The 12,561-nt window shown below is 33.5% G+C and carries 13 protein-coding genes, 1 tRNA gene, 1 pseudogene and 1 riboswitch; of the genes and pseudogenes, 9 read left to right on the top strand and 6 right to left on the bottom strand.

Translation table 11 applies throughout. From position 1 onward, the window contains the following. A pseudogene (locus ACFOZZ_RS04650) lies at window positions 1-309 on the bottom strand (transposase); the annotation flags it as partial. Between the two features lie 206 nt (window positions 310-515). On the opposite strand from ACFOZZ_RS04650, the gene ACFOZZ_RS04645 reads away from it, so the two are divergent. Both ACFOZZ_RS04645 and ACFOZZ_RS04640 read left to right on the top strand, forming a co-directional pair. Further along, the gene (locus ACFOZZ_RS04645; protein WP_329967258.1) at window positions 516-2,126 is read left to right on the top strand and encodes a PTS transporter subunit EIIC; all 1,611 of its coding nucleotides are present in this window, start codon (window positions 516-518) and stop codon (window positions 2,124-2,126) included. A 1-nt stretch (window position 2,127) separates the two neighbouring features. Then, the gene (locus ACFOZZ_RS04640; RefSeq protein WP_187114782.1) at window positions 2,128-2,955 is read left to right on the top strand and encodes a PRD domain-containing protein; all 828 of its coding nucleotides are present in this window, start codon (window positions 2,128-2,130) and stop codon (window positions 2,953-2,955) included. A 37-nt stretch (window positions 2,956-2,992) separates the two neighbouring features. Here ACFOZZ_RS04640 and ACFOZZ_RS04635 read toward each other — a convergent pair. After that, a tRNA-Arg gene (locus ACFOZZ_RS04635) sits at window positions 2,993-3,066 on the bottom strand. Between the two features lie 37 nt (window positions 3,067-3,103). Here ACFOZZ_RS04635 and thpR point away from each other — a divergent pair. Beyond that, window positions 3,104-4,144, top strand: a complete 1,041-nt coding sequence (thpR, locus tag ACFOZZ_RS04630; RefSeq protein WP_376814822.1) for an RNA 2',3'-cyclic phosphodiesterase — start codon at window positions 3,104-3,106, stop codon at window positions 4,142-4,144. On the opposite strand, the gene ACFOZZ_RS04625 is transcribed toward thpR, so the two are convergent. After that, window positions 4,128-4,943 carry a Cof-type HAD-IIB family hydrolase gene (locus ACFOZZ_RS04625; RefSeq protein WP_278860613.1) on the bottom strand — a complete coding sequence of 272 codons (816 nt, stop codon included), beginning with the start codon at window positions 4,941-4,943 and terminating at the stop codon, window positions 4,128-4,130. The two genes, thpR and ACFOZZ_RS04625, sit on opposite strands and share 17 nt — an antisense overlap. 78 nt (window positions 4,944-5,021) lie before the next feature. Here ACFOZZ_RS04625 and ACFOZZ_RS04620 point away from each other — a divergent pair, with 78 nt between their 5' ends. Genes ACFOZZ_RS04620 through ACFOZZ_RS04610 form a run of 3 tightly spaced genes read left to right on the top strand, consistent with a single transcriptional unit; the run spans window position 5,022 to window position 6,876 of the window. Further along, entirely contained in the window at window positions 5,022-5,618 is a 597-nt protein-coding gene (locus tag ACFOZZ_RS04620; RefSeq protein ID WP_376814821.1) for a lysoplasmalogenase family protein, read from the top strand. 33 nt (window positions 5,619-5,651) lie between these two features. After that, window positions 5,652-6,113, top strand: coding sequence for a pyridoxamine 5'-phosphate oxidase family protein (locus ACFOZZ_RS04615; RefSeq protein ID WP_278860611.1), 462 nt, complete (start codon window positions 5,652-5,654; stop codon window positions 6,111-6,113). Between the two features lies 1 nt (window position 6,114). Further along, window positions 6,115-6,876: a DeoR/GlpR family DNA-binding transcription regulator gene (locus ACFOZZ_RS04610; RefSeq protein ID WP_055232737.1), complete on the top strand. Its 762-nt coding sequence runs from the start codon at window positions 6,115-6,117 to the stop codon at window positions 6,874-6,876. Window positions 6,877-6,888: 12 nt separating this feature from the next. On the opposite strand, the gene ACFOZZ_RS04605 is transcribed toward ACFOZZ_RS04610, so the two are convergent. Together ACFOZZ_RS04605 and ACFOZZ_RS04600 are read right to left on the bottom strand one after the other, a co-directional pair. Beyond that, complete coding sequence (locus ACFOZZ_RS04605; protein ID WP_286696827.1) at window positions 6,889-8,079, bottom strand: CpXC domain-containing protein; 1,191 nt, start codon at window positions 8,077-8,079, stop codon at window positions 6,889-6,891. Window positions 8,080-8,117: 38 nt separating this feature from the next. Beyond that, window positions 8,118-8,591 carry an Ig-like domain-containing protein gene (locus tag ACFOZZ_RS04600; protein ID WP_055232732.1) on the bottom strand — a complete coding sequence of 158 codons (474 nt, stop codon included), beginning with the start codon at window positions 8,589-8,591 and terminating at the stop codon, window positions 8,118-8,120. A 107-nt stretch (window positions 8,592-8,698) separates the two neighbouring features. Further along, a riboswitch (FMN riboswitch) is annotated at window positions 8,699-8,812 on the top strand. 76 nt (window positions 8,813-8,888) lie between these two features. Between ACFOZZ_RS04600 and ACFOZZ_RS04595 the strand changes: the two genes are divergently transcribed. Continuing rightward, the gene (locus ACFOZZ_RS04595; protein ID WP_215657866.1) at window positions 8,889-9,479 is read left to right on the top strand and encodes an ECF transporter S component; all 591 of its coding nucleotides are present in this window, start codon (window positions 8,889-8,891) and stop codon (window positions 9,477-9,479) included. A gap of 71 nt (window positions 9,480-9,550) precedes the next feature. Further along, entirely contained in the window at window positions 9,551-10,876 is a 1,326-nt protein-coding gene (locus ACFOZZ_RS04590; RefSeq protein ID WP_055232728.1) for an aspartate kinase, read from the top strand. 285 nt (window positions 10,877-11,161) lie between these two features. On the opposite strand, the gene ACFOZZ_RS04585 is transcribed toward ACFOZZ_RS04590, so the two are convergent. Continuing rightward, window positions 11,162-11,950 (bottom strand): hypothetical protein, encoded by a 789-nt coding sequence (locus ACFOZZ_RS04585; protein WP_055232725.1) that lies wholly within the window; start codon window positions 11,948-11,950, stop codon window positions 11,162-11,164. Window positions 11,951-12,103: 153 nt separating this feature from the next. Here ACFOZZ_RS04585 and ACFOZZ_RS04580 point away from each other — a divergent pair, with 153 nt between their 5' ends. Beyond that, entirely contained in the window at window positions 12,104-12,529 is a 426-nt protein-coding gene (locus ACFOZZ_RS04580; protein ID WP_376814820.1) for an alpha-amylase family glycosyl hydrolase, read from the top strand. Window positions 12,530-12,561 lie beyond the last annotated feature (32 nt).

Below are 12,561 nucleotides of genomic sequence, written 5' to 3'. Positions count from 1 at the left end.
ATAGATGGACTGGATAAAGAAATAGCCGATATTGAGATTCCTTGAATGTGCAACATGATCATCTGAAGAGGCAAGCTTCTTGGAAAAATCAATATTTACATCAAGTGATACTTTTCCGGCTTTATATTCCTCATTGTATTTTGCAACCTCCTGTTTTGCATATTCGAGAGGATCATCAGTGATTCTGAGCAGATCATTATGCCTGCCGATTTTCTTTATATTTCTAGTCGTGGTCTTTTTGCCGTTCCTTATTCCCTGCTGGATGAAATATGTAGGGTTTTTAGAACGTCTGTCATAGTAAAGTTTCATAGAAATCAGCTCCTATGACAATTATATCATATTATACAACACCATACAACTATTTAAAACAGAAAATTTGACAAAAAAATAACGTTGTAATCAACGTTTTTTAAAATCAGAGGCTCTGCAACTGTCAAAGTCCCGCTTATAAAAGCATTAGATTTTCATCCTATATAATGATAGAATAGATTAAAGACGAAGAAGGAGGAAGAATCATGTTTGATAAGCTATTTAGTAAACTGCAACGTGTAGGAAAGAGCTTTATGATTCCTATTGCTGTTTTACCTATTGCTGGTCTATTGATGGGTATAGGTCAGTCACTCACAAATGAGACAATGATTCAGGCCTACCATCTTCAATTCATGCTTGGAAAAGGAACGCCACTCAATGCACTGCTTACTATTATGTGCAATGCTGGAAATATTGTCTTTGATAATCTTCCTGTTCTATTTGCGGTGGGCATAGCTATGGGCATGGCTAAACATGAAAAAGCCACTGCGGCCTTTTCTGCATTAGTTGCCTTTCTTATTATGCATGCCTCTATTAATGCTTTATTAATTATTAATGGTTATATTGTAAATGGGCAGATTGCTGATTTCGTAAGAATAGGAACGATTAATTCAATCTGTGGAATCCAGTCTTTAGATATAGGTGTCTTCGGTGGTATAGTAGTAGGACTTGGTGTTGCTTATCTTCATAATAGGTTCTATATGACACGACTTCCCGATTACTTATCATTCTTTGCAGGCACACGTTTTGTTCCAGTTATCTGTTGTGTGACATTTGTTTTTGTAGGAATCCTATTCTTTTATATTTGGCCACCTATTCAGGAGGCTATCTATCACTTAGGTGTATTTATAAGAGATAGCAGTTATGCAGGTACATTCGTATTTGGCTTTGTAAAGCGTATGTTGATTCCTTTTGGATTACATCATGTGTTCTATCTTCCATTCTGGCAGACAGGACTTGGTGGTAGTATGGTAGTGGATGGACAACTGATCCAGGGGGCTCAGAATATCTTCTTTGCGCAGCTTGCTTCACCCCATGTGACTCATTTCAATGTAGAAGCCACTCGCTTCTTCTCAGGAGAATATATCTTTATGATATTTGGCCTTCCCGGTGCAGCCCTTGCAATGTATCATTGTGCAAGACCTAGCCAGCGTAAAAAAACAGGAGGTTTATTATTTTCTGCTTCATTGACTTCTATATTAACAGGTATTACTGAACCAATTGAATTCACATTCTTATTTCAGGCACCGCCACTCTTTTTGATTCATGCACTTCTAGCAGGAAGCGCATATGCAGTGGCTCATGCTTTAAATATAGCGATAGGTGTCACTTTTAGTGCAGGAGCGATTGATTTCTTCTTGTTTGGTATATTACAAGGTAATAGTAAAACAAACTGGGTCTTTGTCCCAATAATAGGTTTTATTTATTTCTTGCTTTATTATTCAATCTTTAAGTTTGTGATTAAACGTTATGATTTTAAAACAGTAGGTAGAGGAGAAGATACACAACTGCATACAAAAAAAGACTATTCTAGAAAAAAAGACTATTCTAGAAAGAAAAGTCTTGACGTGGACAGTTCTGTGTCTCATTCTATTGTAGAAGCATTAGGAGGTATTCCTAATATATTAGATGTTGATACATGTACAACACGTCTGCGTGCGACTTTAAAGAATCCGACACTAGTTGATGAGGAAACCTTAAAGGCAACAGGTGCTGCAGGTATATATATGCGTGGAGAAGGTATACAAATTACTTATGGACCACATGTTGTCATTATCGTATCAGAAATAAAACAGATATTACATGAAGGAGAATAAAGTGAAAAAACAGCGTTATGAAGTCATTGGAACGCTAAACAATAACGGAATTGTCGCAAAAGATGAACTCAATAAAGAAGTTATATTACTAGGGAAAGGAATAGGCTTCAAAAGAAAAGCAGGAGATGTAATTGAGAATCCTGGAAAGAATATTAAATGCTATAGTTTAGAGAAGAATACTGGTAAGAATGTCTTACAGGGGGTTGATCCTATCTTCTTAGAAATAGCCAATGAAATTATCCGTTATGCAGAAAAAGAATTTGGTGATATAGATACTAAGATTCTTTTACCTCTTGCAGACCATATCGCATTCTCTATTGATCGTATTAAGAATGATATGGTGATTTCAAACCCTCTTACAAGTGATATTCGATTATTGTTTGCAGATGAATATAAAGTAGCTACAAAAGCAAGAAAAATCATTAAGAGAAGATTAGGGTATGAAATCACTGATGATGAAATTGGTTATATTTCTCTTCATATTCATGCGGCTTTGAGTTCTCAGCCACCTGCACGTTCATTACAGGTTGCCAGCATTATTCATCAGACAGTCACTTATGTAGAAGAAACTTTTAATATAGTGATTGATGAAGACTCAATTGCATATATTCGTTTAGTAAATCACATCAAGTTCTTAATGGTCCGATTAGATCGTAAAGAAGATGTGCAGGTTTCTATGACTGACTATACAAAAGAAAAGTTTCCAGAAAGCTATGCAGTGGCATGTCGTGTAGCGGATTATATAGAAAAGCTGATTCTTGAAAAGATATCAGATGAAGAAATAGGCTATCTTGCGATACATATAGAAAGAATCAGACAAAGTGTATAATAAAAGGCAGCTTCTGCTGCCTTTTTTTCTTTGTTGACGTGCATGACAGGATTTGAACCTGCAGTCTTCAGAGCCGGAGTCTGATGCTCTATCCATTTGAGCTACATGCACATAGCTTATTCATTATATCATAGAAAGGATGAATTTTATGAGACAATTTATCGCACTTACATTTAATTCTTCTTTTAAAGAAGAACTGGTTCATATTATAGATTCTTTAAAGGAGGAAGGTATTAAAGGCAAGTATTATGATCCTGATAATCTTCATATGACTTTAGCCTTCTTTGGTGAAACAAATAGACAGGATGAAATTATGAAGATTATACAATCTATTCCTTTTCCTGAAATAACCATTACTATTAACCGTATTGGTCATTTCAGGAAGATATACTGGGTAGGAGTCAAAGAAAATCCTGAATTAGATGCTTATGTGAATACACTAAGAAAGACATTGAAGAAGCATGATATTTCTTTTGATGAAAAACCCTTTTATCCTCATATAACCATTCTAAGAAAAGCAGAAGAAGGGGACAGAACACTTCAAGAAGTCTCTACAAAAGATATCAAAGTAGAACTCTTACAGGCCCATTACTTAGAAGAAGGCTTAAAATATCTTCCTTATAAGGAGCAAGATGTATTAGAAGTAATTAATGAAATATATAAACAGAAAGGATATGTCACTATCGCAATAGATGGAAGATGTGGAAGTGGGAAAACAACTCTTGCAAATAAATTAAAAGCATATTTTGATTGTCATATATTTCATATGGATGATTTCTATCTTCAGGAATATCAACGTACATATGTGCGCTATAATGAGCCAGGCGGTAATGTAGATAGAGAACGTTTTAAAAAGGAAGTATTAGATCCTTTGAAAAATCAACAGGACGTTCTTTATCGTCCAATAGAATGTTCCTCTATGTCTATAAGTGAAGGAACTGTATATCCTTATAAACCTATCAACATTATTGAAGGTTCTTATTCATGCCATCCTGAGCTTATTGATGATTATGATATGACTATATTCTTAGATATAGATGAATCATTACAACATAAACGTATAGAAGAAAGAAATGGAAAAGAAGCCCTTAACATGTTCATAAATAAATGGATACCATTAGAAGAAAAGTATTTTTCTTCCTTTGATATCCAAGATCATTGTGATTTCTATTTTAAAGCAGGTGACTAGCCTGCTCTTTATTTTTTCTTAGAGCTTTCTTAATAATCTTTAAACATCCCTGATCTTCATTAGAATCAGTGATACCATATGCCAGCTTCTTGATTTCATCTACTGCATTCTCCATCGCAAAACCATATTTTACAGATTCTAATAAAGCATAATCATTCATCTGGTCACCAAAAGCAAGACATTCATCTCTGGAAATATGCTCATGTTCCTGAATATAACGCATTCCAAGACCTTTGTTGACACCTTCTCTTTGAATATCCATCCATTCATTACCCGATGTAATAATCTGTAATCCCTTAGGTAAAATACGTGTAATATCTCCTGCATTATTTTTGATATCTCCTTCAGGATCTAATAATGCAATCTTAGTAATAGGTTCATCGATTTCATCAAAATCATCAATTAACTTATTAGAACAATAATAAGTTGTTAATTCTTTAGTCAGATGATCCTTTCTTCTTGCGTAAGCATACTTTTCTCCTGCTACCACAATCTTAAGATCAGGATAATGTTGTTTGACTCTCTCTATCGCAAGAAAAGCTTTCTTACGGTCCATATCAAATACTTCTAAAGTATTTGGCCCCTTCGCAATATAACTGCCTCCATCTGCAATAAAATACATATCTTCACTCATAGGCAGAAACTTCTGATAAAGTCGTGCATACTGGTTACCACTTGCCGCCACAAACAGTACACCCTCTTCCTTCATCTCAAAAAATAAATCAATAAAAGACTTATCAAACTGCTTCTCATTATCGAGGAATGTTCCATCCATATCTGTCGCAATTAATTTGATCATTTGTCTTATCCCCCTTTGTGCACCACTATAGCACACATCTTTGATTTATGGTAGACTATTTCAGAAAGGAAGTTATATATGATATTACTATACATTTTATTATTTCTTATTATGGCTTGTACATGGCGTACATGTTATCATATCTATACAAAAGGACTTTGTTCATTTGGCTTTATTCTCACTGCCTATTTATCCCATCAGACAAAACTATTTCTTCTTATCTTGCCAGGATTACTCGCATTCATGATAGGAGATCTACTCCTATGTAAGAAAAATCTATTTAAGTATGGACTTAATGCATTTCTTATAGGTGATATTGCTTGTCTATTCTTCTATTATCATTATCAGCCATTCACCTATATAGAACTTATTGCGCCAGTAGTATCTATGATCTTATTGGAAGTAGTGACTTATTCTAAAGATATAGACTATAAAACAGAAATCACCAGCTATATATTTGCGCTCATCTGGCTGACAACTAAAAGTATTCTTGCAGCCATAACTATGAATACACTTAACTTCAAGATGATGTCATTAGGCTTTATTCTCTATCTCTTATCAGATGTACTTCTTGCCTTCTATAAGAGAAATAAGTACCAAATATTAGGGATTTTGAATATTTTCTTCTATTATTTTGGAATTTTTTTAACCGCTTACAGTTTTTCTTTCATCTAATGTGTTAAAATAGATACAAAAGGGGAGAGAGAAATGGCAGAAACAGTAGAAGATTTAAATCAGTTAAGGGAGATGCTTCATCATTTTGATACATTGCATATCGCATTTCAAGATGATGACTATCCTTATATTGTTCCAATGAACTTTGGAATAGGAGAGGATCAAGATAAAATAGTACTTTATATCTATACACCAAGAGAAGGAAAGATGACTCATCTTATTAAAGAAAATCCTCATGTTGGTGTACAGGCAGAAACATTATATGAATATTTTTATAAACTAGATAAGACAGTCTCTAATTCTTATTCATCTATTATTGGAAAAGGAATTATCGAGCCAGTTCCTCATGAATTATATGATGAAGCGATGGAATCTATTCTAACGCATTGTGGTTATGAAACATATCCTTATAATAAGGATTATATAGACACATGCCATGTTTATAAGATTACTTTGAGTCAGGTGACTGGAAAAAATCATTTTAAGGGAGTATAAGATGTCACAGAAAAAACGTCATCAACAAATTATTACAAAACTGAATATTGATGGACAGGTCTTTGTGAAAGAACTGGCTTCATCCTTTGGTGTGACAGAAGATTGTATCCGTAAAGATCTCACACTCTTAGAAAAGGCAGGGAAACTTAAAAGAGTACATGGCGGTGCAGTCAATGTACGTGTTAATTTGCATCATACCAATGTATCAGAACGTGTCGAACTTTATAGTGAAGAAAAGAAAATCATTGCTTCTAAAGCTATTAATGAACTAGAAAAGGGCTATGTAATTTTCCTAGATATATCTACAATCAATTTAGAAATCGCAAAACTCATATTTGAAAAGAACATCGCACTCACTATTGTGACAAATATGATTGATATTATGCAGCTCTATAGACAAAATAGTGCAGTGAGACTCATCTTTTTAGGAGGAGACTTCAATCAGGTAAAAGATGGATTTGTAGGCGCACTTACAAATCACTTGATTAGAAAATATCGTTTTGATATTTCATTTATTGGTGTTGTTGGTATTGATTTAGAACATAATGTCATTACAACCTATGAAACAAACGATGGTATCACTAAAAAGACAGCCATCAATGCAAGTAAGAAAGCCTATATGGTAGGAGAAAGTGCTAAACTCAATCAAGATGGAAACTATGCCTATGCCTCACTTGATGACTTCACAGGCTATATATGTGAAAAAGAATTAGACCACTCTCTTGTAAAAGTATTTAAAGACCATCAGGTAGAACTCATTTAAAAAAGCCCAGACTTAATTGATCTGGGTCTTTTTATGTGCTGTATAGGATAAGAATACATCAATAAGATGAGAATCTAATATATAAGGTTCTTTCTCATCATAAATCATATAACCATCAATCTTTTCAAATGTCATCTTTAATACATCTGTTAATAGATCACTTAATATATAAGTATTCATAGGTTTCTTATTGATGGCTTCTTCTCTATCTATATAAAGAGGAATCAAACGGAACCCATCAATATCTATGACATAATTAGAAGCATTCCTATCTTTTTCTTTTAAATAATAATAGAAACGTATATTATCTAGAAGTTCTAAGAAAGCTTCTTTTCTTTCATTCTTAACAGGAAATAATTCTTTATATTCTTCTTTTAAAGATTGATCATATTCTGTTTCTAAAGGCAATGTCTTTTCAATAAAATGAAGATGATCAGGTATATCAAAGATGGACTTATAATTCTTAGTCATGACCTGTCCTAACACTCTTTCTCCATTTTCTTCTACATAAACATAATCACCAACATCTATATGATCATAAGAAGGAATTAAATATGTCCTTACTTGTATTTTTGTCTGTACCTCACATAAAGATACCTTTAAACGATAATCATAAAGACGCTCTGCCCACTCTTTATCTACTATTAGACTTGTATCATACTTCAATATCTTCTTCATTACAGGATCCTGTTCCTTTAAATCATACCAGTTCCTATTAAAGATATAAGCACGTGTCCCATTAGGATTTAACGCAATCATGAGTTCTTTCTCTTCTTCCTTATTAAATAAGAAAAAAGAAGGAATATCTTCATTTAACTCTTTCTTTAAAGCAATCTTATACAACTCTATTAAACGATCATCTCTATTCTCTAGAATCATGATCTTCTCTTTGAAATTCAGCCAGGAATCTGTATAACGGAATATATAATCTTTATAGAGAGGAGTCATCCGTAACTGTTCCACACCATGAATAAACTGATCCTTATCCTGTCCATACTGTACAATAAAGTGATGTACAGGATCGATATAAGTCAAGGGATGCTTTAAAAAAGTTGTCTCTCCGCAATGTGGACATGTATAAGACATAATAGAATCATCAATAATACGTTCTCTTTGATCTAGTCCTACACAGCTATAATCCTCATATCTATTCTCTTTACCGCATTTGGAACATGTAATAATATAAACATCTTTATTTCTCATAATCCTTCCTCCTAACAAAAAAAGAGCGTAAACACGCTCTATTCAATCACATGGATTGTAAGATACTTCTTTTTATAAGTATGATGATTATCCCCTGCAGTTAAAGTAATACGTGTTGTACCAGGAGTAATAGTAGTCACTAAACCTTTCTGATCAACACTAGCCACATTTGCATACTGAGATGAATAATGTGTATATTCTACTTTTACTTTCTGAGGATCAGTCTTGTAATGAATCTGGTATGTTTCTCCCTGCTTCACAGTTACATACTGATCAGGAATAACCACACTGCTTAATACTGGTCCCTGTGCTACACATGCATATTGATAAACACCAAACAAGAAAACAAAATAAACAATACCTAATATTATCTTCATTTTCTTCTTTATATGTTTATTAAAATATATCAGCACAAAAGGAATCAGTGGAAAAAGAACAATACCTGCAAAAATCCAACTCTTAGAAAGAGGTTCTCTTTCTTCTTCAAGCGTGCTATTTTGTTTATCTGACATATTGTACCCACCTTTTTTAATTCCTCTTCATTATATCGAATATGTTATCGTTTTTAAAGAACTTTTGTACATGTTGACAACCTCATATAACACTTCTATAATAGTTATTGTATCTTTGGGGCAGGTGAAATTCCTGATCGGCGGTGATAGTCCGCGAGCGTAAAGCATGAACTGGTGTAATTCCAGTACCGACGGTATAGTCCGGATGGAAAAAGATGGCGTTTTTATGAAATGACTTTTTCAATCTCCTATAAGATATATATAGGAGATTTTTTTTCGCCATAGAAAGAGGCAAAAATGAAAACTAAAAAATTAGTAATGGCAGCTCTACTTGGTGCATTAGCTGCAATCTTAATGGTATTGGACTTCAATGTTCCATTCGTACCAATGTTTATTAAATTTGATTTCTCAGATTTTCCAGTATTAATTGGTGGATTTGTATTCGGCCCACTTACTGGTGTATTAATCGCATTCTTAAAGATTGTCTTAAACCTTCTCTTTAAACCAACAACAACTATGTTTGTAGGAGAGGCATCTAACTTCTTACTAAGCGTATGTTATATGGGAGTAGCCTGCTTGTATTATAGAAAGCATCGTACTAAGAAGGGTGCTGTAATAGGCATGGCACTTGCAACAGTTGCAACAAGCTTATTTGCGATTGCATCAAACTTATTAGTGATGTTCCCAATGTATGCTAAACTATTTGGTATGTCTACAGAAGCCATCATCGGTATGTTCTCTAAGATCAATCCATTAGTAAAAGATATGACAACTATGGTTATTGCATCACTTGTTCCATTCAATCTCTTTAAATATGGTGTTATTTCAATTATAACATTCATTTCTTATAAGAAAATTGAAGTTATTTTGAAAAAATATTCGAATTAAGCAAAAAATATGTTGATTAATTTAGCCAATTCATGTAATCTTTATACAAAAGTGTGAGGTAGAATAAAGATATGAAAGTGGTTAAATTTGGTGGCTCATCGTTAGCCAGCGCAACTCAATTTAAAAAAGTACATGACATCGTTCTAGAAGATACTGATCGTCATTATGTGGTTCCCAGTGCCCCTGGGAAAAGAAATAAAGAAGATACAAAGGTAACAGATTTATTGATTCTTGCCTATTCACATCACAACAAAGATGATTTTGAAGAAATCTATGACAGAATCAAAGAACGTTACAATGAAATCATTACTGAACTAGGTCTTGATATTTCTTTGGAAGAAGACTTTAAAGAAATTAAAGAAGAAATCAAAAAACAGAACAGTTTTGATTATACAATTTCACGTGGTGAATATTTAAATGGTAAAGTGTTAGCTAATTATTTAGGCTTTGACTTTATTGATGCGGCAGATGTTATTTATATCGATAAGCATGGTAGATATGATGAAAAGAAAACAGATGCAGCTCTCACAAAAGCTTTATCTGAACATGACTATGCAGTCGTTCCAGGATTCTATGGTCAATTAAATGATGAATCAGGACGCATTAAAGCCTTCTCTAGAGGTGGTAGTGATGTTACTGGTAGTATCGTTGCGAAATGTGCCTGTGCAGATCTTTATGAGAACTGGACAGATGTATCAGGATTCCTTATTGCGGATCCACGTATTGTCAAGGATCCTAAACCAATTGCGACAATCACTTATAAAGAATTAAGAGAATTATCTTATATGGGTGCAAGTGTTCTACATCAGAATTCCATCTTCCCAGTAAGAAATGAAGGTATTCCTATCTTAATCAAGAATACCAACAGTCCAGAAGATGCAGGTACTCTCATTGTAGAAAGTACTTGTCATAAACCAGATCACGTTATTACAGGTATTGCAGGTAAAACAGGTTTTGCGACTGTCATGATTGAAAAAGACATGATGAACAGTGAAATCGGTTTTGGTCGTAAAGTACTACAGGTATTTGAAGAACATGGTCTTTCATTTGAACATATGCCTTCAGGTATCGATACAATGACTATCATTGTGAACAGCGATGACTTCATTGAAAAAGAACAGGCCATCCTTGCAGGATTACATCGTGCTGTACAGCCTGACTATATTGTCTTAGAATCTGATTTAGCCTTAATTGCGGTCGTAGGACGTGGTATGAAGGACAGCCGTGGTACTTCAGCAAGAGTATTTAAAGCACTTGCGAAAGAAAACATCAACGTTAAGATGATTGACCAGGGTTCATCAGAATTGAATATCATCGTAGGGGTAAGAAACTGTTATTTCAAACCAGCTATTAAAGCCATCTATGATGAATTCATTACAAGTGAAGACGACGAATAGAGAAGCATTCTGCTTCTCTATTTTTTTTATAACATTGAGTGACACACTCATAAAAGTGTGTTAATATATAGGCAATTCATAAACAAGGGAGGATATATTTATATGAAATACAAAATTACCGCATTATTAATTGAAGTCATACAGCCATTACTTACGATATCCTATCCCTGTTTATGTATTGCTGGATGAAATTTCATATCGATTAGCATTAAAGTCTTAAAGATGACTTCAAGGCATGATTGTCTTGAAGTTTTTTAATGAAAATAAAAGAGGAGATCAACTCCTCTATAACTTCACAGGCTTATTCTTTATACACATTATTAAACTTATCACAGATAATAAGCAGGCAATTATATGAAATCTCATAAAACTAAATAAACATACAAGAACCATAAGACTACCACAAATCATATAAGTCGTATTAACCTTTCTGAGTAATGCACTCATACCTATAGAAAAACATCCTAATACTCCTGTTAATAGTACCAAATTCAATCCAAACAGCTGACAGATACTTCTCACTGGCAATAAATACATCATCGCATAGGCAACAAGTGTCATTGAAAGGAATAATACAGAAAGTGACAAATTACTCATTAAAGGTTTCAATAAAGCACGATCAAAAATGTTTATATGATTTCTTACATCTATCTCTACAAGAACACTTAATATCGCATTACATAATACAACAAGTATTGTGATTGTAGTGAGTGTTCCTAAAGTTCCAACTAATTCTTTATCTATCAAATGGCGATCATGAAGAAAAACAATCATGACAATCGCACCAAGTAATCCCTGTATTAAACTTAATATTCCTTGTAGTATAGAAATAGAATTATGTGAATGCACACCGCATATAGCCATCACAAAAGAACCAGCCATTCCAATAAGAAAACAAAAAGCACTTAACCCAAAAGGTACATTAATCGTATTATACTCAAATAAATGAAATAAATTATACAGCATTCCGATTATCTCATCCCCAATAGAAGGCTGTAAATGCACAACACCATGACTATATATCATATTCACTACTAAGAAGCTTATAGCCAATGCTTCATATTTCTTCTTCATAAGACTCACTCCCTTCCTATTATTATAGTTCTTTTATATTTTTATACAACTTCATCATAAATGTAATTGGTTATTATTGTCCATACATTTGTGATACATTCCCTTAATTTCCTTTGTGCACAAACATGCTATAATAGTACAAGGGGTGATGATATGAAGAAAGGTGTAATGATGCAGGGCTTTGAGTGGTATCTTCCCTCAAGTCCGCATTTGTGGAAAATACTCAGAGTCAATGCTTATAAACTTAAAAAAGCAGGTATTACCGCTATCTGGCTCCCTCCTGCTTATAAAGGAGCAAATGGCGTCAATGATACGGGCTATGGTGTCTATGATCATTATGACTTAGGAGAATTCAATAGTAAAAACACAATCCGTACCAAATATGGCACGAAGAAAGAATACCTCTGGTGTATAAAGATGTTTCATCTATTTGGTATAGATGTCTATGCAGATATCGTACTTAATCATTTAATTGGTGCAGATGGGATGGAGCAGGTCATTGCTTATAAAGTAGATGCCTATCATAGACATAAAGTTTCTAAAAGAAAATTGGATAATAGAAATCAAGTAAAAATTTAAAAAATATATCAATACTTTTTCATGGTTTTTAC

This window comes from Catenibacterium sp. GCM10023432, from assembly GCF_042651925.1.
Lineage (GTDB): Bacteria > Bacillota_I > Bacilli_A > Erysipelotrichales > Coprobacillaceae > Catenibacterium > Catenibacterium mitsuoka.
The sequence above is the reverse complement of the archived record's forward strand: the minus strand, read 5'-3'. Positions and strand labels throughout refer to the sequence as shown.